The following is a 25,169-nucleotide window of genomic DNA, read 5'->3' as shown; positions in this document are numbered from 1 at the left end:
CGCCAATGGACCAACAAGAAGTCAGGATGAAGACCCGCGACCGGATACTCGAATGTGCCCTGCAACTGTTCAACCAGAAGGGCGAGCCCAATGTCTCCACCATGGAGGTGGCCAATGAGATGGGCATCAGCCCCGGCAACCTCTACTACCACTTCCATGGCAAGGAGCCCCTGGTGCTCGGCCTGTTCGAACGTTTCCAGAACGAGCTGACTCCGCTGCTGGATCCACCGTCCGATGCCCGGCTGGCGCCGGAGGACTACTGGCTGTTCCTGCACCTGATTGTCGAACGCCTGGCCCACTACCGCTTCCTGTTCCAGGATCTGTCCAACCTGGCGGGGCGCCTGCCGAAACTGGCCAAGGGCATTCGCCACCTGCTCAACGCCCTCAAGCGCACCCTGGCTTCGTTACTGGCCCGACTCAAGACCCAGGGACAACTGGTCAGCGGGACCCAGGCCCTGGGCCAACTGGTGGAACAGATCACCCTGACCCTGCTGTTTTCCCTGGACTACCAGCGGATTCTTGATCGCGAAGGGGAAGTGCGCCTGGTGGTCTACCAGATCATGATGCTGGTAGCTCCGCACCTGTTGCCGCCGGCGAAGCTGGCCACCGAACAGATGGCGTTGCGCTACCTGGAAGAACAGGCATAGGCGCGCCTGGCGAGTACCAAACGCGGCCCAATAAAAAACGCCCGGCCTTTACAGGCCGGGCGTTGTTTGTGCCCGATGCAATCAGGACTGGCTGCTTGGCGTCGCTGGAACTGGCGCAGCAGTCGGCGCTACCGCCGGGCTGGGGGCTGTAGCAGAGTTTGCCGAGCTGGCCGAAGCCGTCGGGGCTGGCGCTGCAGGCTTGGCCGCCACCGCGGGCTTGGCAGCAGGCTTCTTGGCGGCAGGCTTTTTCGCCACAGCTGGCTTAGCCGCAGGCTTGGCGGCGGGTTTGGCGGCGGCTTTCACCGCTGGCTTGGCGGCGGGCTTGGCCGCAGGTTTTGCTGCAACAGGCTTGGCAGCGGTTTTGGCAGCCGGTTTGGCGGCAGCGGTTTTTGCGGCAGGCTTGGCGGCGGGTTTAGCGGCAGCTTTGGCCAGAGGCTTGGCTGCAGGTTTTGCCGCAGACTTGGCAGCGGCGGTCTTGGCCGCAACCGGCGCGACCTTGGCACCTGTGAGTTTTTCAATCTGCTTGGTCAGGGTATCGACCTTGTCATGCAGCGCTTTCACCTCATTGCGGCTCGGTACGCCCAGGCGCGAGATGGCACTGTTCAAACGCTTGTCGAAAGCGCCTTCCAGTTCGTCCCACTTGCCCAGGGCGCGGTCCTTGACGTCGCTGATGCGCGACTTGGCCGAACTGGCGGAGTCTTTGGCGGCATCAACTTTCTTGCCGACTACACTCTTGGTCAGTTTCTCGGCTTTCTCACCATCCTTGACCAATGTCTCGAAAAGCTTGCTGCCGTCAGAGTCGATTTTCGAGTACACGCCTAAACCAGCAAGCCAAATTTTACGGGAGTACTCTTCGACTTTCCCGATCCACGAGCTGCCTTCTTTTTCAGTATTCTTTTTACCAGCCATCCCGTTCTCCTTAATGTTTACGCGCGACACGTTCGAGCAACGCCGTCAGCTCATCGAGCTTAGCAGAGAGTGTCTCGACGTCATGTTTAGACGGAATGCCGATGCGATTCAAGGCACTGGCGACGCGCGTGTCAAAGGCCTTTTCGACCTTGTCCAGTTGCACTTCGACTTTGCCTTTAAGAGTACTGACATCCCCTTTAACGCTGTCTATCTGACTATTGGCCGCTTCAAGTTGTTCAGTGACAACTTTTTTGCCTTTCTTTTCAACGGATTGACCGGCCTTGATCAACTCCTGGAAGTATTCGCTGCCCTCGTGACCGACTTTGGCGTAGGCACCCAGGCCAGCCAGCCAGATCTTGCGGGCATAGGATTTGACTTCGCTCAGAGCAGTCGATTGAACATCAACTTTTTTCTTCAGAATCACTTTGGCCATGGTGCACCTCACGCGCGGAAGGTTTGAGGAACTGTCCTCGGAACGAGGACCTGAGGCACAACCTAGAGAGAAAAATTAGAATCGGCACCCTAACGAATGTCATCAATTGATGTAGGGGCCGGCTCGCCGGCGAGGCTCTTGAGCGTGGCGCCGTCGCAGCGCCTGCGATTTGCCTGCAAGCCGGCGCCTGGGGATCGGGGCTCAGGCCAGGGCCTTGTCCAGGGCTTTTTCAATTTCGGACTTGATGGTGCCGCTCATGGCCGACATCAACAGGCCCAGTTCCACATCGATCCGGATCGACGCCTCACCCACATGCACAGCGCCTTTGACCCCGGAGCGCTTGAGGTTCAGCGTATCCCCCGCCCATTGCGGCTCCAGGCCATATTGATCGGCGAGTTTCTGCGCCAGTTTGTCGGCCTTTTCACGGGCTACCTGCTTACCCAGGCCATGGGCGCGTTCAACACTAATACGGGCCATCGAAGGACTCCTGCTGTTTGCGGACTTGCCTGAAGCATCTTGACCCTGTGTGCGTCAAAACGTCCCGGCGGTTCGCTATCTTACATTCAGCCTTGCCAAGACAAAGGCCGCCACCGGGATTAGAATGTCGCGCATTCTCTTTTGGTGACAGCGATATGACTGATCAGCGCAAAGGCAGCGATGCCGAACCCACCACGCACTTCGGCTTCAAGAACGTTCCTGAAAGCCAGAAAGCGGAAAAAGTCGCAGAGGTGTTCCACTCGGTAGCGGCCAAGTACGACCTGATGAACGACGTACTGTCGGGCGGCATGCACCGTTTGTGGAAACGCTTCACCATCGAGCTCTCCGGCGTGCGCGCCGGCAACCGCGTGCTGGATATCGCCGGTGGCACGGGCGATCTGACCAAGCGCTTTTCCCACCTGGTGGGGCCTACCGGCCAAGTGGTGCTGGCGGACATCAACGAATCCATGCTCAAGGTCGGCCGTGACCGCCTGCTGGACCTGGGTGTGGCTGGCAACGTCGAATTCGTCCAGGCCGATGCGGAAAAACTGCCGTTCCCGGACAACCATTTCGACTGCGTGACCATCGCCTTCGGCTTGCGCAACGTCACCCACAAAGAAGATGCCCTGCGCTCCATGCTGCGGGTGCTCAAGCCCGGTGGCCGCCTCTTGGTGCTGGAATTCTCCAAGCCGACCAACGCCCTGATGTCCAAGGTCTACGACGCCTATTCATTCGCCTTCATGCCCCTGGCCGGCAAGCTGATCACCAACGATTCGGAAAGCTACCGCTACCTGGCCGAATCGATCCGCATGCACCCCAACCAGGAAACCCTGAAGTCGATGATGGTCGAGGCCGGTTTCGACCGCGTGACCTATCACAACATGACCGCAGGCATCGTCGCCCTGCACCGCGGCATCAAGCCCTGATGTTGCTCAGCGGCCTGCTCGCCAGCGTCGAGACCGGCATCAACCGGGTGCTGCGTCTGGACAGCACGGCCCTGCCGCGCCTGCAGCACCTCAATGGCAAGGTGATCGCCGTCGACTGCCGCAGCCCGGCATTGCAGCTGTTCATCCTGCCCAGCGATGAAGGCCTGATACTGGCCAGCCAGTGGGCCGCCGACCCTGACTGCATCCTCCGCGCGCCGGCATCGAGCCTGATACGCCTGGCCCTGAGCAAGGACAAGACCGCTGTTCTGCACGCGCCGGACGTGGAGCTGGAAGGCGACAGCGGCGTGCTGCTGGACCTGGCAGCCATCCTCCAGGATCTGGAGCTGGACTGGGAATACGAACTGTCGCGCTGGCTGGGGCCGGTGGCCACCCAGCTGTTCAGTGGCCATGTGCGCAGCCGTGCACGCTGGTATCAACAGGGCTTTGCCAGCCTGAATCAGAACCTTGCCGAATTCCTTGCCGAAGAGTCGCGGACCCTGGTGGGTCAGCGCGAAGCCGAAGCGCGCTTTCGCGAGCTGGATCAGGCCAAACTCGACCTGGAACGTCTCGAGGCGCGCTTCGAGCGCCTTTCCCGCTCCCTTGACCCAAGCGATAACGCATGAAGCTGCTTGCCGTCCGCCGTCTGTTGCGCATCCAGCGCGTCGTGATCCGCTACCGCCTCGATGACCTGCTGTTCGCCCTGCCCCTGCCCTGGTTTCTCCTGGCCCTGCGCTTTGCCCTGCCCTGGCGCTGGTTCCCGCGCAAACCGCTGGACCTGAGCCGCGGAGCCCGCCTGCGCCTGGCGCTGCAGGACCTGGGCCCGATCTTCATCAAGTTCGGGCAGATCCTCTCCACCCGCCGCGACCTGCTGCCGGAAGACATCGCCGACGAGCTGATGCTGCTGCAGGATCGGGTGCCGCCCTTCGACTCGCAAAAGTCCGTGGCCCTGATCGAGGAGCAACTGGGCAAGAAGATCAGCGACGTGTTCAGCCGCTTCGACATCGAACCCCTGGCCTCGGCCTCGGTGGCCCAGGTTCACGCCGCCAAGCTCAAGACCGGTGAAGAAGTGGTGGTCAAGGTGATCCGCCCCGGGCTCAAGCCGATCATCGCCCAGGACCTGGCATGGCTGTTCATCCTCGCCCGCGCCGCGGAAAAGCTCTCCGCCGACGCGCGCCTGCTGCATCCGGTGGACGTGGTCAGCGACTACGAGAAAACCATCTACGACGAGCTTGACCTGCTGCGCGAGGCGGCCAACGCCAGCCAGCTCAAGCGCAACTTCGAAGGCTCGCCGCTGCTGTATGTGCCCCAGGTCTACTGGGACTGGTGCCGGCCTAAAGTGCTGGTGATGGAGCGCATCTACGGCATTCAGGTGACCGACCTGGCGACCCTGGCCGACCAGCGTACCGACATGAAGATGCTTGCCGAGCGCGGCGTGGAGATCTTTTTCACCCAGGTGTTCCGCGACAGTTTCTTCCACGCCGACATGCACCCGGGCAACATCTTCGTCAGCACCGTGCAGCCCTGGAGCCCGCAGTACATCGCCATCGACTGCGGCATCGTCGGCAGCCTGACCCCGGAAGACCAGGACTACCTGGCACGCAACCTGTTCGCCTTCTTCAAGCGCGACTACCGTCGCGTGGCCCAGTTGCACATCGACTCCGGCTGGGTCCCGGCAGAAACCAAGCTCAACGAATTCGAGGCGGCGATCCGCACCGTGTGCGAGCCGATCTTCGAAAAGCCGCTGAAGGATATTTCCTTCGGTCAGGTGCTGATGCGCCTGTTCCAGACCGCCCGGCGCTTCAACATGGAAGTGCAGCCACAACTGGTGCTGCTGCAGAAGACCCTGCTCAATATCGAAGGCCTGGGCCGCCAGCTGTACCCGGACCTGGACCTGTGGAACACCGCGCAACCCTTCCTCGAACGCTGGATGCGCGAGCGGGTCAGCCCCAAGGCCGTGCTCGGCAATATCCACAGCCAGATCGAGCAATTGCCGCACCTGGCCAACATGACCCGCGACCTGCTGGAACGCATGTCGCAGCCCCACGCCGCCGATCCGCCGGCCCCCTGGCACCGACGCAAGGACGACTGGTTCCTGCGCTTGCTGGGCACTGCCCATCTGGGCGGCGGCGCCGTTCTGGCCGCCGGCGGCCCGCTGCAGGAACTGGGGCACTGGCCGGCCGGCGTGATGATCGCAGTGGGTCTGTATCTGATCGTGCGCCGATAGCCAGTGGCGCGACCTGCTGGCAAACTGTCGCAATCGCCGAGGCGCCACCAGCGGGTTGCGCCCGGTTGTCGGAGTCGAACATGAAAGATTGGCTGGACCAGATCAAATGGGACGCGGACGGCTTGGTGCCGGCCATCGCCCAGGACCACAAGACCGGGCGCGTGCTGATGATGGCCTGGATGAACCGCGAGGCCCTGAGCCTGACCGCCGCCGAGCATCGCGCCATCTATTGGTCACGTTCCCGTGGCAAGCTATGGCGCAAGGGCGAAGAGTCCGGGCACGTGCAGAAACTGCATGAAATGCGCCTGGACTGCGACGCCGACGTGATCATCCTGATGGTCGAGCAGATCGGCGACATCGCCTGTCACACCGGCCGCCACAGCTGTTTCTACCGCGTCTACGAAGACGGCGAGTGGAAAACCGTCGAACCGGTCCTCAAGGACCCGCACGCGATTTATTCTGCAGGACACTGACATGAGCGATACCCTCACCCGTCTGGCCCAGGTGCTGGAAGAGCGTAAAGACGCCGCAGCCGACAGCTCCTACGTCGCCAGCCTGTATCACAAGGGCCTGAACAAGATCCTGGAAAAGGTCGGCGAAGAGTCGGTGGAAACCATCATCGCCGCCAAGGACGCCGCCATCAGCGGCGACTGCAGCGACCTGATCTACGAAACCGCGGACCTGTGGTTCCACACCATGGTCATGCTGGCGCAGCTGGGGCAGCATCCCCAGGCCGTGCTCGATGAGCTGGACCGCCGCTTCGGTCTGTCCGGACACGCCGAGAAAGCCTCGCGCCCGTCCGCCTGAACAACTTTCTAAGAGGAAACGCAGCATGGGCATTTTTGACTGGAAACACTGGATCGTCATCCTGGTGGTCGTGGTACTGGTATTCGGCACCAAGAAACTCAAGAACCTGGGCACTGACGTCGGCGAGTCGATCAAGGGCTTCCGCAAGGCCATGAACGACGACGAAAAACCGGCCGAGCCAGTGGTTCCTCCAGCGGCCCAACCGGTGCCACCGGTTCAGCCCCAGCAAAGCGCACCGCTGAACCAGCCGCACACCATCGACGTGCAGGCCCAGAAAGTCGAAGAGCCGACCCGCAAAGACTCGTGAGCACTGACTAATGTTTGGTATCAGCTTCTCTGAACTGCTGCTGGTGGGCCTGGTGGCCCTGCTGGTGCTCGGCCCCGAGCGCCTGCCCGGCGCTGCGCGCACCGCCGGCCTGTGGGTCGGGCGTCTCAAGCGCAGCTTCAACGCGATAAAACAGGAAGTTGAACGTGAAATCGGGGCCGATGAAATTCGTCGGCAACTGCACAACGAGCACATTCTGTCCCTGGAACAGGAGGCGCGGAAGATCCTCGCCCCGACCCAGCAGCAACCGACTCCGGTGGAACCGGTGGCCGAGCAGACGATCCACGCGCCAGGCACCGCGCCGCAGGCCGAAGCCTCGCCAGCCAGCGAGGTGCCCGCCCCCGCGACACCGACATCGGCACCGACCGCAGAGCCAGCGGCCCCGGTGGTAACACCCGCCACCACGACCACCCACGACTCCACCTTGCCGCCGCGAGCACCATGAGCGATATCCCAGAGAACGACCAACACATGCCGCTGGTGTCGCACCTCACCGAGCTGCGTACCCGCCTGCTGCGCTGCGTAGCGGCGATCTTCATCATCTTCGCCGGGTTGTTCGCCTTCACCCAGCAGATCTACACCATCGTCTCCACGCCACTGCGCCAGTACCTGCCGGTCGGCGCGACGATGATCGCCACCGACGTCGCCTCGCCGTTCCTGACGCCGCTGAAGCTGACCATGATGGTCTCGCTGTTCCTGGCCATTCCGGTGATCCTGCACCAGATCTGGGGCTTTATCGCACCCGGTCTGTACAAGCACGAGAAACGCATTGCCGTGCCCTTGCTGGTGTCGAGCATCCTGCTGTTCTACGTCGGCATGGCCTTCGCCTACTTCCTGGTGTTCCCGCTGATCTTCAAGTTCTTCGCTGCCGCCACCCCGGCCGGCGTGGAAATGATGACCGACATCACCAGCTACCTCGATTTCGTCATGACCCTGTTCTTCGCCTTCGGCGTGGCCTTCGAGATCCCGGTGGCCGTGGTCCTGCTGGTGTGGATCGGCGTGGTCAACGTGGCCTACCTGAAGAAGATCCGGCCTTACGTGATCATCGGCTGCTTCGTGGTGGGCATGATCCTCACGCCGCCGGACATCTTCTCCCAGACCCTGTTGGCCGTGCCCATGTGGCTGCTGTTCGAGATCGGCGTGCTGTTCGGCGGGCTGATCAGCAAGCGCGGCGAGCATCCGGACGACGCCCCGGCCGACGATCACAACGACCAGCCGCCAGCGACCCAAGCGTGAACCTGCTGCTTCTGGAGGAGGCCGACTTCATCGCGGCCGACCGCGTGGTGCTGCGCGATCGACGCCTGACCCACATGCAGGAAGTGCATCGGGTAGCCGTGGGCGACAGCCTGCGCGTGGGGCGCATCGGCGGCTTGATGGGCAGCGCCCGGGTCCTGCGCCTGGAAACAGCCGAAGCCGAACTGCAAATCAGCCTGGAGCAGGCGCCACCGGCCAAGCTGCCACTGACCCTGGTGCTGGCCCTGCCGCGGCCGAAAATGCTGCGCCGGGTGTTTCAGACCGTCGCCACCATGGGTGTGCCGCGGCTGGTGCTGGTCAATAGCTACCGGGTCGAGAAGAGCTTCTGGCAGACCCCGTTCCTTGAACCCGAAGCCATTCGCGAACAACTGATCCTTGGCCTGGAGCAGGCACGCGACAGCGTGCTGCCCGAAGTGCTGATCGAGAAACGCTTCAAGCCCTTCGTCGAGGACCGCTTGCCGACCCTCTGCGCCGGAACCCTGGGACTGGTGGGTCACCCGGGCCAGTACCCGCCCTGCCCACGCGACGTGGATCGACCGGTGACACTGGCCATCGGCCCGGAAGGCGGCTGGATTCCCTACGAGATCGACCTGCTGGGCAAGGCCGGATTGCAACCGGTACAACTGGGCGAACGCATCCTGCGGGTGGAAACCGCCGTCACCGCCCTTCTCGCCCGCCTGTTCTGAGGATGGACCCGGCCACAGCCGGGTCTGTCGCGAGCAATATCAAACCGCCATTACTGCTATAGAATCCAGGGTTCCCGCCGATAGCCTATGGTTAAGCCATATTGCTAATAGGGAGTTCGCAGCATGTACGGTTGGCTAGCCAAAAACCTGGGAAACCTGAGCGTCAGCCTCAAGCTCGGCATCGGCTTCGGCCTGGTACTGCTGCTGACCCTGTTGATCACCGCCACCGGCTGGACGGGCTTGGCGGGGGTCATCGATCGTGGCGATAAGCTGGGTAACATCTCCACCCTCTACGCCATGACCAAGGACCTGCGCATCGCTCGCCTCAACTACGAGATGCTCCATGGCGAACAAGGTCCCGATGCCGTCAACGGCATACTCCAGCAGCTCGACGAAGGCCTGCAGGCTGCCCGCCAACAGTTGCAGCAACCCGAAAGCATCGCGATGCTCGAGCAGCAGCTGGAAGCCGTTGCCGAGTATCACCGGGCCTTCAACGACATGACCCGCGCCACCGCCGCCCGCGAAGCCGCCCGCTCACAGCTCGGCGCCAGCGCGGACAACGCCGCGGCCCGGGTAGCCGAAGTCGAGAAATCGCTGCTGCAAGGCGACAGCGTGGCCCAGTTCAACAACGTCATCGAGCTTTCCAGGCTGATCCAGCAGGCACGCTTCCAGGTTCGCGGCTACACCTACAGCGCCAAGCCCGAGGCCAAGCAGCCGGCCCTGGACGCCATCGACAACGCCCTGAACAACCTCACCGGCCTGCCCTCGCGCCTGCCGGAACAGCACATCGCCAACCTGCAACAGGCCAGCGACTCGCTCAAGACCTACCGCGCCGCGGTCAGTGCCTTCAGCGACTCCGAGGAAGCCAGCGCCGCCGCCCTCAAGCGCATGGCCACCCAGGGCGACCACCTGATGACCCTGAGCAAGCAACTGACCACCGCTCAGACCGCCAAGCGTGACAGCGAGGCCGGCCAGGCCAAGAGCACCCTGCTGATCGCCACGCTACTGGCGCTGGTATTCGGCATGGTCGCTGCCTGGGCCATCACCCGGCAGATCATCCAGCCCTTGCAACAGACCCTCAAGGCCGCCGAGCGCGTGGCTTCCGGCGACCTCAGCCAGGACCTGACAGTCGATCGCCGCGACGAACTGGGCCAGCTGCAACGCGCCATGCAGCGCATGACCCTGGGCCTGCGGGAGCTGATCGGCGGTATCAGCGACGGCGTGACCCAGATCGCCAGCGCCGCCGAACAGCTGTCCGCCGTCACCGAGCAGACCAGCGCCGGGGTCAACAGCCAGAAAGTCGAGACCGACCAAGTGGCCACCGCCATGAATGAAATGGCCGCCACGGTGCAAGAAGTGGCGCGCAACGCCGAAGAGGCGTCGGAGGCCGCAGTAGCCGCCGACCAGCAGGCACGCGAAGGTGATCGGGTGGTCAACGAAGCCATCGCCCAGATCGAGCGCCTGGCCAGCGAGGTGGGCAACTCCACCGAAGCCATGGGCCACCTCAAGCAGGAAAGCGACAAGATCGGCAGCGTGCTGGACGTGATCAAATCCGTGGCCCAGCAGACCAACCTGCTGGCCCTCAACGCCGCCATCGAAGCCGCCCGCGCGGGCGAGGCCGGACGTGGTTTCGCCGTGGTTGCGGACGAGGTGCGCAGCCTGGCCCAACGCACCCAGCAATCCACCGAAGAAATCGCCGAGCTGATCGTCGGCCTGCAAAGCGGCACCCAGCAAGTGGCCAGCACCCTGGACACCAGCCGCAGCCTGAGCGACAGCAGCGTCGAGCTGACCCGCCGAGCCGGCGGTTCCCTGGAGAACATCACCCGCACCGTGTCGGCGATCCAGGCGATGAACCAGCAGATCGCCGCCGCCGCCGAGCAGCAGAGTGCCGTCGCCGAAGAGATCAATCGCAGTGTGTTGAATGTGCGGGATGTGTCCGAACAGACATCATCGGCCAGCGAGGAAACCGCGGCCTCCAGCGCCGAGCTGGCGCGGTTGGGGATTCACTTGCAGAGCCTGGTGGGGCGCTTCCGGGTCTGAGCCGCTTCGCCGGCAAGCCGGCTCCTACAGGGAAAAATAGGAGCCGGCCTGTCGGCACAGGCCTTACAGCACCTGACGCAGGAAAGCCTGGGCCCGCGGGTCTTTCGGCGCCTCGAAGAAGACATCCGGCGCCGCATCTTCCAGCAGCTTGCCGTGATCGAAGAACAGCACCCGATCCGCCACTTCCCGGGCGAAACCCATTTCGTGGGTGACGCAAACCATGGTCATGCCTTCCAGGGCCAGGGTCTTCATCACGTCCAGCACCTCGCCGACCATTTCCGGGTCCAGGGCCGAGGTCGGCTCATCGAACAGCATCACCTTGGGCTCCATCGCCAGGGCCCGGGCAATCGCCACCCGCTGCTGCTGACCGCCGGAAAGCCGTGAAGGAAACTCATGGGCCTTCTGCGCGATACCGACCTTCTCCAGCAGCGCCAGGGCCTTGGCCTCGCGCTCCTGCTTGCCTCGCTTGCGCACCACCTTCTGCGCCAGGCAGAGGTTTTCCAGCACGGTCATGTGGGGAAACAGGTTGAAATGCTGAAACACCATGCCGACTTCCCGGCGATAGGCGTTCACGTCGGTCTTGGGATCGGCCAGTTGCAGGCCGTCGATGCTCACCGAGCCCGAGTCGAACTCTTCCAGGCCGTTGAGGCAGCGCAGGAAGGTCGACTTGCCGGAACCGGAAGGACCGATCACCACCAGCACCTCGCCCTTGGCCACTCGGGTGGTGACGTTATCCACCGCGCGCACCACCTGGCCGCGGGTGTCGAAGACTTTTACCAGATCGCGGACTTCAATCACTTTGCGCGAGCCTCCGCTCAAGCCGGCTGGCCATCTTCGACAGCGGCAGGTTGATCAACAAATACAGGCCCGCCACACAGAACAGGATCTCGAACGGCGAGAACGAGGTGGTGATGACTTCCCGACCGCTCTTGAGCAGCTCGGTGATGGCGATCACCGACACCAGCGAGGTGTCCTTGACCAGACTGATGAACTGCCCGGCCAGGGGCGGCAGCACCCGCTTGAAGGCCTGGGGCAGCACCACATGACGCATCGACTGGCCGGCGCTGAGCCCCAGGGAGCGGGCGGCTTCGTTCTGCCCGCGGGCGATGGACTGCACCCCGGCACGGACGATCTCCGCCACATAGGCCCCGGTGAACAGCGACAGTGCGGCGATCCCGGCGAACTCCCGGGACAGGTTGAGCACCGTGCCGATGAAGAAATAGAAGATGAAGATCTGCACCAGCAGCGGCGTGCCGCGCACCAGTTCGACATAGATCGTCGACAGGTCGCGCAGGGTCGGGTTGTTCGACAGGCGGCACAGGCCGGTGCCCAGGCCGATGATCAACCCCAGCACCCCGGACACCACCGACAGCCACAGGGTGGTCCACAGGCCCCACAACAGCGGCCCCGCGGCCCAGTGCCGGGTTACGCCGATCACGTCGCCCTCACCCACGTCATCGCCGTTGGCCACTTGCAGGCTGCTTTCATCGACGCTCAGATGCTGCTCGGCACCCGAATCACCGCGCAGGGTGACTTGAGCCTTGCCGCCCTGGCGCACAACCTCCGCGACGGTGGAGATCTCCGCCGCCCGCTGGGACTCTTCAGCCTGATAGGCGAAGTACTGGGGGACACGGTTCCAGCGCCACTCGTAGGACATCAACGAGGTGGCGTAGTACAGCGCGCCGGCCAGACCGATCAGCACCAGCACGGTCAGCACGTGCCAGGGCCATTGGGCTTTTTTCTGTTTGTTCACTTTGCAGGTTCCAGCGGGTTGCAGCGGGGAGGTTCGGCAGAGCCTGGGTGGGCATCATCGCGAGCAAGCTCGCTCCTACAAAAACGCTGTACGCCCTGTAGGAACGAGCTTGCTCGCGATCAACCGCAAATCAGTTGCCTGACGCCTATTCCATGTCCTTGAGCCACTCGGTGCTCTTGAACCACTTGTCATGGATGCGATCGTAGGTGCCGTCTTCGTGAATCTGGTGCAGGAAGTTGTTGATGAAGTTGATGCTGTCGTAATCGCCCTTCTTCAGGCCGAAGGCCAGCGGCTCGTAGGTGAACGGCTTGTCGAGGAACACCAGCTTGCCATTGCCCACTTTGTTGACGGCCACCACGTTGTACGGGGCGTCATAGATGAAGGCGTCGGCCTTGCCGTTGACCACGTCCAGCACCGCTTCCTGCTCGTTGTCGTAGCCGTGGTACTTGGCCTTGGCGATCAGCTTCTTGGCAACCATTTCACCGGTGGTGCCCAGCTTGGAGGTGATGCGGTAATCGGCGCTGTTCAGGTCCTTGTAGGACTTGATGGTGCCTTCCAGCTCCTTGCGGATCAGCAGGGTCTGGCCGACCACGATGAAGGGTTCGCTGAAGTTCAGGCGCAGGTTGCGTTCCTGGGTCAGGGTCATGCCGCTGCCGATCATGTCGAACTTGTCGGTCAGCAGGGCCGGGATGATGCCGTCATAGCCGGTGGAAACCATCTCCAGCTTGACCCCCATGGACTTGGCCATGGCCTTGAGCAGATCGACTTCGAAGCCGATGATTTCGCCACGCTTGTTGGTCATTTCGAACGGCATGTAGGTCGGGTCCATGCCGACTTTCAGCGTGCCGCGCTTGACCGCATCATCGATGGCGCCGGCCTGGGCGGTATTGACCGCCAGCAGGGCGGCAGCGCCTGCCAGCAGCAGCGAAAGATACTTCTTCATCTCAAGTCCCCTGAAGCCATTTTATTGTGGTGTCTGCACGCGGCGGGCCCGGAAAGGAAAGTCTTCGACGATCAAGGCGTTATCGATCACGCACAGAAATTTGCGGGTGCGATGCTAACGCACTCGGCCATTTGCACAAGGATTTTTGTTGCTTGCCCAGGGGATGGAGACTATTGGCCGCATACAGCAAAACGCCCTTGAGCAGGAGCTCAAGGGCGTTGGCTTCAGGCGGGTTGCGGCGCCGCGTTCAGCGGCTGCAACGGCAGCAGGGGAGCATGGGGATCGGTATCCACCGACTGGCGCCAGGCGCTCAGCCATTCGCTGTGCCCCTCGCTCCAGACCTGCTCGTGCAGGCGTCCCAGGGCCACCGGATCGCTCAACAGCGCCAGGCGCTCGCTGTTGTTCAAGGCCGCCGGACCGGCTTTCAGGGCATGGCGCACCCGCTCCTGACGCAGCCATTCGATCGGCTCGGCCTGGGTGTGACGGGACGTCGCCAGGGCACAGGCCAGGGCGTTCTGCTGCGGATCGACCACGGCCCGGATAAAGCCGTCGTTGAGCGCGTGCCAGCGGTTCTCGTGGGTGTACTGGTCGGTGGCCAGCAGCGCCTGGGGCGGAGCGTATTCCTCGGGGATCAGGAACAGGCTCTCGTCACGGGACTTCAGGCCCAGGCCGACCCGGCTGGAAATCACCGACACCGGGATCGACAGCATCAGCGAACCGACGATCGGCACCAGCCACCAGAGGAAGCTCGGGTTCAGCCAGATCACCAGCAGTGCCCAGCAGAAGCCCAGCAGGGTCTGCGGACCATGGCGGCGCACCGCTTCGCTCCATGGCGTGGAGTCGTCGTCACGCTGCGGCGAGTTCCAGGTCGCGGCCCAGCCAAGGAACGCGGCCAGAACGAAACGGGTGTGGAAAATCATCCGCACCGGCGCCAGCAGCATGGAGAACAGCATCTCCAGGAGCATCGACAGGGTCACCTTGAACTTGCCGCCGAACTCTTTCGCGCCCTTGGCCCAGATCAGGATGATGCTCAGGAGCTTCGGCAGGAACAGCAGCACGATGGTGGTGGAGAACAGCGCGATGGCCTTGTCCGGGTGCCACTGCGGCCACAGCGGATACAGCTGCCGTGGTTCGAGGAAGTACTGCGGCTCCATCAGGGTGTTGACCGCCAGCAGGGCCGTGGACAGCACCAGGAAGAAGAACCACAGCGGCGCCGACAGGTAGGACATCACCCCGGTGAGGAACACCGCGCGGTGCACCGGGTGCATGCCCTTGACCAGGAACAGGCGGAAGTTCATCAGGTTGCCGTGGCACCAGCGACGGTCACGCTTGAGCTCGTCCAGCAGGTTCGGCGGCAGCTCTTCGTAGCTGCCCGGCAGGTCGTAGGCAATCCACACGCCCCAACCGGCACGGCGCATCAGCGCGGCTTCGACGAAGTCGTGGGACAGGATCGCACCGGCGAAGGCGCCTTTGCCGGGCAACGGCGCCAGGGCGCAGTGCTCGATGAACGGCTGCATGCGGATGATCGCGTTATGGCCCCAGTAGTGGGATTCACCCAACTGCCAGAAGTGCAGGCCGGCGGTGAACAGCGGGCCGTAGACCCGGGTGGCGAACTGCTGCATGCGCGCATACAGCGTGTCCATGCCCGAGGCCCGTGGCGCGGTCTGGATGATCCCCGCGTCCGGCGTGGCTTCCATCAGGCGTACCAGGCTGGTCAGGCATTCGCCGCTCATCACGCTGTCGGCGTCGAGCACCACCATGTATTTGTAGTCGCCGCCCCAGCGACGGCAGAAGTCGTCGAGGTTGCCGCTCTTGCGTTTCACCCGGCGCCGGCGCCGGCGATAGAAGATCTTGCCGAAGCCCTTGGCTTCGCGGCAGACATCCAGCCAGGCCTGCTGCTCGGCGACACAGATATCGCTGTCGTTACTGTCGCTCAAGACGAAGAAGTCGAAGCGGTCCAGGTCACCGGTGGCTGCCACCGACTCGAAGGTCGCCCGCAGGCCGGCAAACACCCGCGGCACGTCTTCGTTGCAGATCGGCATGACCAGGGCGGTGCGCGCATCCTTGGGGATCGGCTCGTTGCCGGCGCTGGCCCCGGAAATGCGGTACTTGTCGTGACCGGTCAAGAGTTCCAGGAAGCCCATCAGGGCGGTCCAGAAACCGGCCGACACCCAGCAGAAGAGAATCCCGAACAGAATCAGGATGCTGGTCTGCAAGGCATAGGGCAGCACTTGCTGGGCGGTCTGCATCAGCGGCTGATGCATGACCTCTTCCAGGTCGACGAACGACCAGCCCTGGTACGGCATGATGCCTTTCATGTACCAGCCGGCGACGATGGTCTGGCCAAGCATCAACAGCAGCAGGATGTAGCGACGGATCGAACCCACGGTGCGCCAGCGGGCAGCCGGCAGCACGCGTTCGTCCTTCTTCGGCGCTGGCGGGTTGCTGCGCCCGGTCAGGCGCCGCCAGCCACGCACCAGGATATTGGTGCGCCACGGCTCCGGTACCACCTTGGTACGGCGGATGGGCGGCGTGGCCTTGAGGCAGACCCGGCCTTCGGCGTCGACACCGAGCATTTCCGCTTCTTCAAGTTCGGCGGCGGTGCTCATGTTCAGGCGCTGGCCCACCGAGGCCTGGGCGGCATCGGTGGGGGCGTCGAAGGTGCTGGACGACAGGCGTTGGTGCAATTCGCTGAAGGACTGGCAGCCCGCGAGTTCCGCGCGCTGCTGGTCCGACATCGGCAGGTGCGCCAGGTACTCGGCAAGAGACTCTGGCTGTAGTTGAGAGTTACTCATCGGCAGGCAACTGATAGCTCCAGGTCTCGGTCAGGACTTGTTCAGTTTTAACCGGTTCCGGTGTGGCAGGGGCCGCTTCGGCAGCAGCAGGCTGCTTGGCGTCTTTGTGGTCCTTGTCCTTGGTGCTCTTGGCATCCTTGACCGGCTTGGCTTCAGCCTGCTTGGCGGCCGCTGCGGCGGCTTCCTTGTCCTTCTTCTCCTGCTGCTTGGCGGCGAGCTTGTCGGCCTTGGCCACAGAAGAGTTGGAGTTCGGCATCGACGCCTTGGCCGGCTCGGGCTGCGCAATGTCACGGACCAGGGCGGCGCGCATCTCGGTGGACTTGCTCGCGTCCTTGATCTTCATCCGCAGGGTCAGGCGCCAGCCCTTGGTTTCCGGGTTGTAGCGCACGCTGTTTTCCACCAGTTCGGCGTTGTCACCGACACTGACCTGGCTGCGAACTTCGGCGTTCTCCGGCAATGCCGCCAGGGACGGGCCCTGGAAGTCCACCAGGTAAGCCACGCTGCCATCGGGTTGACGGATCAGGTTGGACTGCTTGACGTCACCGGTGGAACGCAGGGTCTGCTGCACCCAGGCGCTGTCCGGGGAATGCAGGGCAGCTTCGTCGATGGTCCAGTGCAGGCGGTAGGCGTAGTCCAGCGGCTGGCCTGGCTCCGGCTGTTTTTCCGGGTTCCAGAAGGCCACGATGTTGTCGTTGGTTTCGTCCGCGGTCGGGATCTCTACCAGGTCGACGGTGCCCTTGCCCCAGTCGCCCTTCGGCTCGATCCAGGCGCTCGGACGCTTGTCGTAGCGGTCGTCGAGGTCTTCATAGTGGCTGAAGTCGCGGCCACGCTGCAGCAGGCCGAAACCACGCGGGTTTTCCACCGAGAAGTTGCTCACGGCCAGGTGTTTAGGGTTGTTCAGCGGACGCCAGATCCACTCGCCATTGCCGGCATGGATCGACAGGCCGCTGGAGTCATGCAGCTCGCGACGGTAGTTGAGGACTTTCGACGGCTGGTTGGCGCCGAACAGGTACATGCTGGTCAGCGGGGCCAGGCCCAGCTTGCCGACCTTGTCCCGCAGGAACACCCGGGCCTTGACGTCGACGATGGTGTCGGCGCCCGGACGCAGGGTCAGGCGATAGGCACCGGTGGCCCGTGGCGAGTCCAGCAGGGCGTAGATCACCAGGTGCTTGTCGGTCGGCTTGGGCTGCTGGATCCAGAACTCGCTGAAACGCGGGAACTCTTCGCCGGACGGCAAGGCGGTGTCGATTGCCAGGCCCCGGGCGGACAGGCCATAGGTGTGGCCCTTGCCAACGACGCGGAAGTAGCTGGCGCCGAGCATGGTCATGATTTCGTCTTGCTTGTCAGCCTTGTTGATCGGGTACAGCACGCGGAAACCGGCATAGCCGAGCTTCTCGGTGGCCTTGGGATCGAACTTCACGTCGCCGAAATCGAAACGGTTCGGGTCGTACTTGATCTCGGATACGGTGTTGGCGCTGATCTCGTTGATCTTCACCGGCGTGTCGAAGTGCATGCCCTGGTGATAGAACGACAGCTTGAACGGGGTCTTCTGATCGGCCCATTCGGCTTTTTCGCTGAGGAAGCGGATTTTCTGGTAGTCCGCGAACTTCATCTCACGGAACTCGTTCGGCAGGTTACTGCGCGGGGCCTCGTACTTCTGCCCGGCCAGGTCCTTGGCCTTGGCCGACACATCATCCAGATTGAATGCCATGAGTTGACCGGCACCGAACAGGCAGACCAGCGCAGAGCCCGTCACCAGTGCGTTTCGTAACCGTTTGGCAAACAAGTTTGGTGCATTACAGGGACTAACAATCACGAGCAACCCTCGCCGAAAACAGATCAAAAAACCAACGGCCAGCTATCTATATGCCAGGTTGGCGAGCATTGTTCCGACTCCGATGGGGCTAAATGATTCCCCAAGCGGCCGTGGACAAGTCTCTACTTAAGTCAAAATGGACCAACGAACGCTGATCCCCGTAGCGCGCGATTATCTAGTAGCCCGCGTTACAACGCATCAGGGGTAACAAAGTATTTATCGCGAAAAACAGCTGTTTGCGCCGCAATTCGGTGGAAAAAGCTGTTTCAGGCGTTTTCAGGTCTGTAACAGGAAGGTTACCGGGCCGTCATTGACCAGATGCACCTGCATGTCCGCGCCGAAACGCCCTGATGCCACTTTGCCATGCAACTGTTGCGCCTTCACTACCAGATAGTCAAAAAGCGCCTCGCCAAGGGCCGGCGGCGCAGCCGTGGAGAAGCTCGGGCGCAACCCGCTCTTGGTGTCCGCTGCCAGGGTGAACTGCGACACCAGCAGCAACCCGCCCTGCACATCGCTCAGGGACAGGTTCATCTTGCCTTCAGCATCGCTGAACACCCGATAGTTAAGCAGCTTATGCAGAAGTTTGTCGGCGCTGGCCCGAGTGTCCTCGGGCTCCACCGCCACCAGCACCAGCAACCCCTGGTCCACCGCACCGACGATTTCTCCGGCCACCTCGACCCGCGCGCCGGTTACGCGTTGCAACAGCCCCTTCATGCTTCTTCGGGCGGCAGATCGAGGAGGCGACGTGCCATCTGATCAGTGGCACGCACCAGAGCATCGGTGATGCCCGGTTCGGAAGCGGCGTGACCGGCGTCGCGAATCACCTGCAGCTCGCTGTTGGGCCAGGCCTGATGCAGCTCCCAGGCATTGTCCAGCGGGCAGATCACGTCGTAGCGACCATGGACGATGACCCCGGGCAGATGGGCGATCTTGCCCATGTCGCGGATCAGCTGGTCGGGTTCGAGGAACGCATTGTTGATGAAGTAATGGCATTCGATCCGGGCGATCGACAGCGCTCGCTGCGGCTCGGAGAAACGGTCCACCACCAACGGATTGGGACGCAGGGTCGCGGTGCGCCCTTCCCAGCCCGACCAGGCCTTGGCCGCATGCATCTGGGCGATCTGGTCGGTGCCGGTCAGGCGCTTGTGGAAGGCGCTGACCAGATCGTGACGCTCCTCCAGGGGAATCGGCGCCACATAGTCCTGCCAGTAGTCGGGGAACAGGCGGCTGGCGCCACACTGGTAGTACCACTGGATTTCCTGGGGACGGGCCAGGAAGATCCCGCGCACGATCAGCCCCAGCACCCGATCGGGATGGGTTTGCGCGTAGGCCAGGGCCAGGGTCGAACCCCAGGAGCCGCCAAACAGCACCCATTTGTCGATGCCCAAGTGCTGGCGAATCCGCTCAAGGTCGGCCACCAGGTCCCAGGTGGTGTTGTTTTCCAGGCTGGCGTGAGGGGTGGAGCGCCCGCAACCGCGCTGGTCGAAGGTGACGATACGGTACAGGTTCGGATCGAAGTAGCAGCGGCTGGACGCATCGCAGCCGGCCCCCGGCCCGCCATGAATGAACACCACCGGCAACCCTTCCGGTGAACCGCTTTCGTCGACATACAGCACATGGCGCTCGTCGACGGCCAGATCGTGCCGGGCATAGGGTTTGATCTGCGGGTACAAAGTCTGCATTACGCGCTCCGTGGAGGTCGGGTTCATCCCTGGTGGGACTTCATTTATTCTGCCGTTCGGCATCATAAACCCGAATCACGCAATCAGCATGTCCTTGAAGAAAACAGGGTTGTTCAGGGGATAGCGACGCGTAGCGCAGAGCGTTTCGCCAGCAAGCGCGCTCCGGCAGGAAGGCGGCATCGGCGCCAGGAGCGCGCTTGCTGGCGACAGCCCTGTCAGCGGTAACGCTCCTGGCCCCAGGTCAGCAGCCCCTGCAGCAATGCCTTGAGTACCACCTGGGTCGGCGCCGCCAGATCCTCGCGATAGCGGAACGGCTCGAACTCCTCCATGTAGGCACTCTGTGCCAGCTCCAGTTGCACCGCATGAATATGCGCGGCCGGGTTGCCGTAATGCCGGGTGATGTGCCCGCCCTTGAAGCGGCCGTTGAGCACGTGGGTGTAATCGCCGTGGGCCGCGCAAATGCTCTCCAGACGACCGGCCAGTTGCGGATCGCAACTGGCGCCATTGAAGGTGCCGAGATTGAAGTCCGGCAGCTTGCCCTCGAACAGGTGCGGAATCAGCGAGCGGATGGAATGGGCATCGAACAGCAAGGCATAGCCGAACTCGGCCTTGAGCCGCGCCAGCTCCTCCTGCAGGGTGCGGTGATAGGGCACCCAGACCTGCTGCAGGTACTGCTGCCGTTCCTCACTGGACGGCGCCTGCCCTTCGACGAACAACGGCTCGCCATCGAACAGCGTCGCCGGATACAAACCGGTGGTAGCACCGACGTACAGCGGCTTGTCATCGGAGGGCCGGTTCAAGTCGATGACGAAACGCGAGTACTCGGCGGCCAGGGTGCTGGCCCCCATCTCCTCGGCAAATTCATACAGCCGCGGGATGTGCCAGTCGGTATCCGGCAGGCTCTGCGCCTGGGGCACCAACCCGGCCGCCACTTCCGGGGTCAGGCGCGTACCGGCGTGGGGCATGCTGATCAGCAGCGGCACCCGGCCTTGTTTGAAAGTCAGAACCTTATCCACAAGCCTTCTCCTAGACAGTCACTTCAATGCCGTGTCGCACGACACGTTTTTCCAGGTCGCCGCCCAGCCAGTAGGCCAGGTCGGCGGGACGCTCGATCTGCCAGGCGACGAAGTCCGCCACCTTGCCCGCTTCCAGCGAGCCATGGGTCGTGTCCATGCCCAGGGCCTGGGCCGCGTGCAAGGTCACCCCGGCCAGCGCCTCCTCGGGGGTCATGCGCAAGCAGGTGCAGGCCATGTTCAGCATCAAGCGCAGCGACAGCGCCGGCGAGGTGCCGGGATTGAGGTCGCTGGCCACGGCGATCTTCACCCCATGCTTGCGCAGGGCGGCCAGCGGCGGCAGTTGGGTTTCCCGGAGGAAATAGAACGCCCCCGGCAACAGCACCGCGACGGTTCCCGAGGCCGCCATGGCAATGGCATCGTCCTCGGTCATGAACTCCAGGTGATCGGCGGACAGCGCCCGATAGCGCGCCGCCAGGCTCGATCCGTGCAGGGACGACAGCTGCTCGGCATGCAACTTGACCGGCAGTCCGAGCTTCTGCGCAGCGATGAACACCCGTTCCACCTGCTCAGGGGAGAACGCCAGGTATTCACAGAAGGCATCCACCGCATCCACCAGCCCTTCAGCCGCCAGGGCCGGGAGCATTTCCGCGCAGATGTGCTCGATGTAGTTGTCGCTGCGCTCGGCGTATTCCGGCGGCAGGGCATGGGCCGCCAGGCAGGTGCTGCGCACACTGACCGGCAACTCCTCGCCAAGACGGCGGATCACCCGCAGCATCTTGCGCTCGCTGGCCAGGTCCAGGCCGTAGCCGGACTTGATCTCGACGCTGGTGACGCCATCGCGCAGCAGGCTCAGCAGCCGCTTGCGGGCGCTGCTGAACAACGCCTCTTCGGTGGCCTCGCGGGTCGCCCGCACGGTGCTGGCAATACCGCCACCGGCGGCGGCGATCTGCGCGTAGCTCACGCCCTGCAGGCGCTGTTCGAACTCGCCGCTGCGGTTGCCGCCAAACACGATGTGGGTGTGGCAATCGATCAGCCCCGGGGTGACCCAGGCGCCGCCCAGGTCCTGGACCTGGTAGTCATCGGCGACCGGCGCCTGCTGGCGCCGGCCGATCCACTCGATGTGCGCCCCTGACGTCACGATGGCCGCGTCCTCGATGATCGAGTAAGTGCCCTGGGCCATGCTGGCGACGTTGCAGTGTTGCCAAAGAGTTCTCATCCAAGGCCTCCGTTAATGATCAGTAGGTAAAGAAGAATCGACGCGAATCTGCTGAGCCTGCCCCGCCGCCGGCTTGACCCACAACAGATAGGCCACCACCAGCAGAACGATCCACACCACGCCCACCATCAGCGCCGCTTGGGTTTTCGGGAAATAGCCCAGCACGCCAAAGATGAACAGCATGAAGGCAATCGCCGCCGCCGGCGCCCAAGGCCAGAACGGCACCTTGAACTGCAACCGGGCCACTTGCTCGGCGGTCATGGAGCGCCGCATGGCCACATGGGTCAGCAGAATCATCAGCCACACCCAGACCGTGGCGAAAGTGGCCAGGGAAGCGATCAGCAGGAAGATGTCTTCCGGGATCAGGTAGTTCAGCACCACGCCGCCCAACAGGGTCACCGCCATCACCACCACGGTCATCCACGGCACGCCGGCCTTGGACACCTGGGCAAAGCCCCTGGGCGCCTGCCCTTGCTGGGCCAGGCCGTACATCATGCGCCCGGCACCGAAGATGTCGCTGTTGATGGCCGACACCGCCGCCGAAATCACCACGATATTGAGGATGGTGGCCGCCGAGCTGATACCCAGGCTGTCGAAGATCTGCACGAACGGGCTGCCCTGAGTGCCAATCTGTGGCCAGGGGAAAATCGACATCAGCACGAACAGGGTCAGTACGTAGAACAGCAGGATGCGCAGAGGCACCGCGTTGATCGCCTTGGGAATGACCCGCTGTGGGTCCTTGGCCTCACCGGCGGTGACACCGATGATCTCGATGCCGCCAAAGGCGAACATCACCACCGCAAAGGAGGCGATCACCCCGCCAATGCCGTTGGGCATAAAGCCGCCATGGGCCCAGAGGTTGCTGGCGCCGGTGGCCTGCTCAGTGAGCGCGCTGCCCATGCCGAACAGCATGATGCCGAAGCCGCCGAGGATCATGGCGATAATCGCCCCGACCTTGAGCAGCGACAGCCAGAACTCCATTTCGCCGAAGACCTTGACGCTGCACAGGTTCAACCCGCCGATGAGCAGGACGATGCCCAGCACCCAGATCCAGCGCGCCACCTCGGGAAACCAGAAGCCCATATAGATGCCGAAGGCCGTGACGTCCGCCAGGCAGACGATGAGCATCTCGAAGGCGTAGGTCCAGCCCAGGATGAAGCCCGGCAAGGGCCCCAGGTACTGACTGGCGTACTGCCCGAAGGAGCCCGACACCGGGTTGTGTACCGCCATCTCCCCCAGGGCGCGCATCACCATGAACACGGCAGCGCCACCGATCAGGTAGGCCAGCAGCACCGCCGGGCCGGCCATCTGGATGGCGGAGGCCGAGCCGTAGAACAATCCGGTGCCAATGGCCGACCCCAGGGCCATGAAGCGAATATGGCGAGCCGTCAGCCCCCGACGTAATCCTGTTTCTTGCGATTGCATGTCATCGTCCCTTTTATTGTTATCGGACAAGTGCGCCCCACGCCGGAGCGCGGGGCGACATCAGCGGGCGCTCCGCGCCCGTCTTGCAGGTGAAGCGAACCCTCTCGGGCCACCGCTCTCGGCCGAGCGCGGAGTGATCGGGTGACCCGGCGTGCATTACAGACTCGGCAACAACTGGGCTGGCAACAGCCCATTCAGGCAGCGCGAAGCCAACAACTCGCTGGCCGCGTTGATATCCGGTGCAAAGAAACGGTCCTTCTCGTAGTACGCCACCTTCTCGCGCAGGGTGGCGCGGGCTTTTTCCAGGGTCGGCGAGGTTTTCAGGCCTTCGCGCAGGTCCAGGCCCTGACAGGCCGCCAGCCATTCCACGGCCAGCACACCGCGGGTGTTCTCGGCCATTTCCCACAAGCGCTTGCCGGCGGCCGGCGCCATGGAAACGTGGTCTTCCTGGTTGGCGGAAGTGGGAATGCTGTCCACCGAGTGCGGGTGGGCCAGGGCCTTGTTCTCACTGGCCAGGGCCGCAGCGGTGACCTGGGCAATCATGAAGCCGGAGTTGACCCCGCCATTGGCCACCAGGAACGGCGGCAGCTGGGACATGTGCTTGTCCATCATCAGCGAGATACGGCGCTCGCTCAGGGACGCGATCTCGGCGATGGCCAGGGCCATGTTGTCGGCCGCCATGGCCACGGGTTCGGCGTGGAAGTTGCCACCGGAAATCACATCGCCTTCGGCAGCGAACACCAGTGGGTTATCGGACACCGCGTTGGCTTCGACCACCAGCACCTCGGCAGCCTGGCGGAACTGAGTCAGGCAGGCGCCCATCACTTGCGGCTGGCAACGCAGGGAGTACGGGTCCTGGACCTTGTCGCAGTTCTGGTGCGAGGCGGACACCTCGGTGCTGTCCCCCAGCAAGGCGCGATAGGCCGCAGCGGTGTCAATCTGCCCGCGCTGACCGCGAGCGGCGTGAATCCGTGGGTCGAACGGCGAGCGCGAACCCAGCACCGCTTCCACCGTGAGGCCACCGCACACCAGGGCACCGGCGAACAGGTCTTCACCTTCGAACAGGCCACGCAGGGCGAACGCGGTGGACACCTGGGTGCCGTTGAGCAGCGCCAGGCCTTCCTTGGCGGCCAGGGTCAGCGGCTTGAGACCGGCGACTTCCAGGGCCGCGGTCGCTTCCAGCCACTGGCCCTTGTAGCGCGCCTTGCCCTCGCCCAGCAGCACCAGGGACATATGAGCCAGAGGCGCCAGGTCGCCGGAAGCGCCCACCGAGCCCTTGAGCGGGATATGCGGATAGACCTCGGCATTGATCAGGGCGATCAGGGCATCGATCACCTGACGGCGGATGCCGGAGAAACCGCGGCTCAGGCTGTTGACCTTGAGCACCATGATCAGGCGCACCAGGTCATCGCTGATGGGCTCACCGACGCCGGCGGCATGGGACAGCACCAGGGAGCGCTGGAGGTTTTCCAGGTCGGCGCTGGCGATGCGGGTCGAGGCCAGCAGGCCAAAACCGGTGTTGATCCCGTAGGCGGTGCGGTTCTCGGCGAGGATTTGCTCGACACAAGCGACGCTGGCGTCGATCTGCGCCGAGGCGCTGTCATCCAGGGTCAGGGTCAGCGGCTGCTGATAGATGGCCCGCAGTTGGGCCAGGGTCAGTTGGCCGGGAATCAGGTTAAGCGCAGTCACATTCATGCTCCTTTTGAGAGTTTTGTAATAACTACCAGTCGCTCCGGAAGCTTCCGTTATCCGTCGTCATTCGCGGTTTTGCACGAGTGACGCCTTGGCACGCTGG

General features: G+C 63.3%; 25 protein-coding genes and 1 pseudogene. 12 read left to right on the top strand and 14 right to left on the bottom strand.

The window, feature by feature from the left end:
• Positions 1 to 26: 26 nt before the first annotated feature.
• On the top strand, positions 27 to 647 hold the full coding sequence (locus tag PST29_RS02140; protein ID WP_060842248.1) for a TetR/AcrR family transcriptional regulator: 621 nt from the start codon (positions 27 to 29) through the stop codon (positions 645 to 647).
• Between the two features lie 81 nt (positions 648 to 728).
• Here the strand turns inward: PST29_RS02140 and PST29_RS02135 are convergent, their stop codons facing one another.
• The 3 genes from PST29_RS02135 to PST29_RS02125 form a co-directional block, all read right to left on the bottom strand.
• Positions 729 to 1,556 carry a phasin family protein gene (locus PST29_RS02135; protein ID WP_060842247.1) on the bottom strand — a complete coding sequence of 276 codons (828 nt, stop codon included), beginning with the start codon at positions 1,554 to 1,556 and terminating at the stop codon, positions 729 to 731.
• A gap of 10 nt (positions 1,557 to 1,566) precedes the next feature.
• Positions 1,567 to 1,989 carry a phasin family protein gene (locus PST29_RS02130; RefSeq protein WP_060837147.1) on the bottom strand — a complete coding sequence of 141 codons (423 nt, stop codon included), beginning with the start codon at positions 1,987 to 1,989 and terminating at the stop codon, positions 1,567 to 1,569.
• Between the two features lie 201 nt (positions 1,990 to 2,190).
• Positions 2,191 to 2,466 (bottom strand): polyhydroxyalkanoic acid system family protein, encoded by a 276-nt coding sequence (locus PST29_RS02125; RefSeq protein WP_060842246.1) that lies wholly within the window; start codon positions 2,464 to 2,466, stop codon positions 2,191 to 2,193.
• 155 nt (positions 2,467 to 2,621) lie between these two features.
• Between PST29_RS02125 and ubiE the strand changes: the two genes are divergently transcribed.
• The 11 genes and pseudogenes from ubiE to PST29_RS32620 all read left to right on the top strand — a co-directional run bounded on the left by ubiE (position 2,622) and on the right by PST29_RS32620 (position 10,728).
• The gene (gene ubiE / locus PST29_RS02120; protein ID WP_011058802.1) at positions 2,622 to 3,392 is read left to right on the top strand and encodes a bifunctional demethylmenaquinone methyltransferase/2-methoxy-6-polyprenyl-1,4-benzoquinol methylase UbiE; all 771 of its coding nucleotides are present in this window, start codon (positions 2,622 to 2,624) and stop codon (positions 3,390 to 3,392) included.
• A complete protein-coding gene (locus PST29_RS02115; protein ID WP_060842245.1) occupies positions 3,392 to 4,015 on the top strand; it encodes a ubiquinone biosynthesis accessory factor UbiJ in 624 nt (207 codons plus the stop codon). The genes ubiE and PST29_RS02115 overlap by 1 nt, the downstream gene beginning before the upstream one ends.
• Positions 4,012 to 5,616, top strand: coding sequence for a ubiquinone biosynthesis regulatory protein kinase UbiB (ubiB, locus tag PST29_RS02110; protein WP_060837144.1), 1,605 nt, complete (start codon positions 4,012 to 4,014; stop codon positions 5,614 to 5,616). The genes PST29_RS02115 and ubiB overlap by 4 nt, the downstream gene beginning before the upstream one ends.
• 80 nt (positions 5,617 to 5,696) lie before the next feature.
• A complete protein-coding gene (gene hisI, locus PST29_RS02105) occupies positions 5,697 to 6,089 on the top strand; it encodes a phosphoribosyl-AMP cyclohydrolase (protein WP_060837143.1) in 393 nt (130 codons plus the stop codon).
• 1 nt (position 6,090) lies between these two features.
• Entirely contained in the window at positions 6,091 to 6,423 is a 333-nt protein-coding gene (locus PST29_RS02100; protein ID WP_060837142.1) for a phosphoribosyl-ATP diphosphatase, read from the top strand.
• Between the two features lie 25 nt (positions 6,424 to 6,448).
• Complete coding sequence (locus PST29_RS02095; protein WP_011058797.1) at positions 6,449 to 6,730, top strand: twin-arginine translocase TatA/TatE family subunit; 282 nt, start codon at positions 6,449 to 6,451, stop codon at positions 6,728 to 6,730.
• A 10-nt stretch (positions 6,731 to 6,740) separates the two neighbouring features.
• Complete coding sequence (gene tatB / locus PST29_RS02090) at positions 6,741 to 7,193, top strand: Sec-independent protein translocase protein TatB (RefSeq protein ID WP_060842244.1); 453 nt, start codon at positions 6,741 to 6,743, stop codon at positions 7,191 to 7,193.
• Positions 7,190 to 7,984: a twin-arginine translocase subunit TatC gene (gene tatC, locus PST29_RS02085; RefSeq protein ID WP_060837140.1), complete on the top strand. Its 795-nt coding sequence runs from the start codon at positions 7,190 to 7,192 to the stop codon at positions 7,982 to 7,984. Before tatB ends, tatC begins: the two co-directional genes overlap by 4 nt.
• Complete coding sequence (locus PST29_RS02080) at positions 7,981 to 8,688, top strand: 16S rRNA (uracil(1498)-N(3))-methyltransferase (protein ID WP_060837139.1); 708 nt, start codon at positions 7,981 to 7,983, stop codon at positions 8,686 to 8,688. Before tatC ends, PST29_RS02080 begins: the two co-directional genes overlap by 4 nt.
• Before the next feature lie 123 nt (positions 8,689 to 8,811).
• Positions 8,812 to 9,822: pseudogene (locus PST29_RS32625) on the top strand (methyl-accepting chemotaxis protein); the annotation flags it as partial.
• Positions 9,823 to 9,855: 33 nt separating this feature from the next.
• A complete protein-coding gene (locus PST29_RS32620; RefSeq protein ID WP_371920256.1) occupies positions 9,856 to 10,728 on the top strand; it encodes a methyl-accepting chemotaxis protein in 873 nt (290 codons plus the stop codon).
• 63 nt (positions 10,729 to 10,791) lie between these two features.
• Here PST29_RS32620 and PST29_RS02070 read toward each other — a convergent pair whose 3' ends face one another.
• From PST29_RS02070 to hutH, 11 genes are all read right to left on the bottom strand, one after another.
• Positions 10,792 to 11,526 (bottom strand): amino acid ABC transporter ATP-binding protein, encoded by a 735-nt coding sequence (locus PST29_RS02070; protein WP_060842242.1) that lies wholly within the window; start codon positions 11,524 to 11,526, stop codon positions 10,792 to 10,794.
• A complete protein-coding gene (locus PST29_RS02065) occupies positions 11,519 to 12,481 on the bottom strand; it encodes an amino acid ABC transporter permease (RefSeq protein ID WP_060837136.1) in 963 nt (320 codons plus the stop codon). The genes PST29_RS02070 and PST29_RS02065 overlap by 8 nt, the downstream gene beginning before the upstream one ends.
• Positions 12,482 to 12,626: 145 nt before the next feature.
• Complete coding sequence (locus PST29_RS02060) at positions 12,627 to 13,424, bottom strand: transporter substrate-binding domain-containing protein (protein ID WP_060837135.1); 798 nt, start codon at positions 13,422 to 13,424, stop codon at positions 12,627 to 12,629.
• A gap of 224 nt (positions 13,425 to 13,648) precedes the next feature.
• Positions 13,649 to 16,219: a glucans biosynthesis glucosyltransferase MdoH gene (mdoH, locus tag PST29_RS02055; RefSeq protein ID WP_060837134.1), complete on the bottom strand. Its 2,571-nt coding sequence runs from the start codon at positions 16,217 to 16,219 to the stop codon at positions 13,649 to 13,651.
• A complete protein-coding gene (locus PST29_RS02050) occupies positions 16,212 to 18,035 on the bottom strand; it encodes a glucan biosynthesis protein G (protein ID WP_060841865.1) in 1,824 nt (607 codons plus the stop codon). Before PST29_RS02050 ends, mdoH begins: the two co-directional genes overlap by 8 nt.
• 276 nt (positions 18,036 to 18,311) lie before the next feature.
• Positions 18,312 to 18,749: a D-aminoacyl-tRNA deacylase gene (dtd, locus tag PST29_RS02045; RefSeq protein ID WP_060837133.1), complete on the bottom strand. Its 438-nt coding sequence runs from the start codon at positions 18,747 to 18,749 to the stop codon at positions 18,312 to 18,314.
• Positions 18,746 to 19,717, bottom strand: a complete 972-nt coding sequence (gene pip / locus PST29_RS02040; RefSeq protein ID WP_060837132.1) for a prolyl aminopeptidase — start codon at positions 19,715 to 19,717, stop codon at positions 18,746 to 18,748. The genes dtd and pip overlap by 4 nt, the downstream gene beginning before the upstream one ends.
• Positions 19,718 to 19,932: 215 nt before the next feature.
• Complete coding sequence (gene hutG, locus PST29_RS02035) at positions 19,933 to 20,733, bottom strand: N-formylglutamate deformylase (RefSeq protein ID WP_060842241.1); 801 nt, start codon at positions 20,731 to 20,733, stop codon at positions 19,933 to 19,935.
• A gap of 10 nt (positions 20,734 to 20,743) precedes the next feature.
• Positions 20,744 to 21,949, bottom strand: a complete 1,206-nt coding sequence (hutI, locus tag PST29_RS02030) for an imidazolonepropionase (protein WP_060842240.1) — start codon at positions 21,947 to 21,949, stop codon at positions 20,744 to 20,746.
• A 12-nt stretch (positions 21,950 to 21,961) separates the two neighbouring features.
• The gene (locus tag PST29_RS02025) at positions 21,962 to 23,374 is read right to left on the bottom strand and encodes an amino acid permease (protein ID WP_060842239.1); all 1,413 of its coding nucleotides are present in this window, start codon (positions 23,372 to 23,374) and stop codon (positions 21,962 to 21,964) included.
• A gap of 156 nt (positions 23,375 to 23,530) precedes the next feature.
• The gene (hutH, locus tag PST29_RS02020; protein ID WP_102862768.1) at positions 23,531 to 25,069 is read right to left on the bottom strand and encodes a histidine ammonia-lyase; all 1,539 of its coding nucleotides are present in this window, start codon (positions 25,067 to 25,069) and stop codon (positions 23,531 to 23,533) included.
• Between the last annotated feature and the right edge of the window lie 100 nt (positions 25,070 to 25,169).

It is taken from the genome of Pseudomonas sp. St29, from assembly GCF_001547915.1.
GTDB lineage: Bacteria > Pseudomonadota > Gammaproteobacteria > Pseudomonadales > Pseudomonadaceae > Aquipseudomonas.
This window is presented reverse-complemented; position numbering and strand designations above follow the sequence as displayed.

What these genes read in the sequence shown, in the direction of transcription:
- PST29_RS02140 (WP_060842248.1), top strand. Translation starts at nt 27, where the DNA reads ATGAAGACCCGCGACCGGATACTCGAATGTGCCCTGCAACTGTTCAAC.
- PST29_RS02135 (WP_060842247.1), bottom strand. Translation starts at nt 1,556, where the DNA reads ATGGCTGGTAAAAAGAATACTGAAAAAGAAGGCAGCTCGTGGATCGGG.
- PST29_RS02130 (WP_060837147.1), bottom strand. Translation starts at nt 1,989, where the DNA reads ATGGCCAAAGTGATTCTGAAGAAAAAAGTTGATGTTCAATCGACTGCT.
- PST29_RS02125 (WP_060842246.1), bottom strand. Translation starts at nt 2,466, where the DNA reads ATGGCCCGTATTAGTGTTGAACGCGCCCATGGCCTGGGTAAGCAGGTA.
- ubiE (WP_011058802.1), top strand. Translation starts at nt 2,622, where the DNA reads ATGACTGATCAGCGCAAAGGCAGCGATGCCGAACCCACCACGCACTTC.
- PST29_RS02115 (WP_060842245.1), top strand. Translation starts at nt 3,392, where the DNA reads ATGTTGCTCAGCGGCCTGCTCGCCAGCGTCGAGACCGGCATCAACCGG.
- ubiB (WP_060837144.1), top strand. Translation starts at nt 4,012, where the DNA reads ATGAAGCTGCTTGCCGTCCGCCGTCTGTTGCGCATCCAGCGCGTCGTG.
- hisI (WP_060837143.1), top strand. Translation starts at nt 5,697, where the DNA reads ATGAAAGATTGGCTGGACCAGATCAAATGGGACGCGGACGGCTTGGTG.
- PST29_RS02100 (WP_060837142.1), top strand. Translation starts at nt 6,091, where the DNA reads ATGAGCGATACCCTCACCCGTCTGGCCCAGGTGCTGGAAGAGCGTAAA.
- PST29_RS02095 (WP_011058797.1), top strand. Translation starts at nt 6,449, where the DNA reads ATGGGCATTTTTGACTGGAAACACTGGATCGTCATCCTGGTGGTCGTG.
- tatB (WP_060842244.1), top strand. Translation starts at nt 6,741, where the DNA reads ATGTTTGGTATCAGCTTCTCTGAACTGCTGCTGGTGGGCCTGGTGGCC.
- tatC (WP_060837140.1), top strand. Translation starts at nt 7,190, where the DNA reads ATGAGCGATATCCCAGAGAACGACCAACACATGCCGCTGGTGTCGCAC.
- PST29_RS32620 (WP_371920256.1), top strand. Translation starts at nt 9,856, where the DNA reads ATGCAGCGCATGACCCTGGGCCTGCGGGAGCTGATCGGCGGTATCAGC.
- PST29_RS02060 (WP_060837135.1), bottom strand. Translation starts at nt 13,424, where the DNA reads ATGAAGAAGTATCTTTCGCTGCTGCTGGCAGGCGCTGCCGCCCTGCTG.
- mdoH (WP_060837134.1), bottom strand. Translation starts at nt 16,219, where the DNA reads ATGAGTAACTCTCAACTACAGCCAGAGTCTCTTGCCGAGTACCTGGCG.
- dtd (WP_060837133.1), bottom strand. Translation starts at nt 18,749, where the DNA reads ATGAAGGGGCTGTTGCAACGCGTAACCGGCGCGCGGGTCGAGGTGGCC.
- pip (WP_060837132.1), bottom strand. Translation starts at nt 19,717, where the DNA reads ATGCAGACTTTGTACCCGCAGATCAAACCCTATGCCCGGCACGATCTG.
- hutI (WP_060842240.1), bottom strand. Translation starts at nt 21,949, where the DNA reads ATGAGAACTCTTTGGCAACACTGCAACGTCGCCAGCATGGCCCAGGGC.
- PST29_RS02025 (WP_060842239.1), bottom strand. Translation starts at nt 23,374, where the DNA reads ATGCAATCGCAAGAAACAGGATTACGTCGGGGGCTGACGGCTCGCCAT.
- hutH (WP_102862768.1), bottom strand. Translation starts at nt 25,069, where the DNA reads ATGAATGTGACTGCGCTTAACCTGATTCCCGGCCAACTGACCCTGGCC.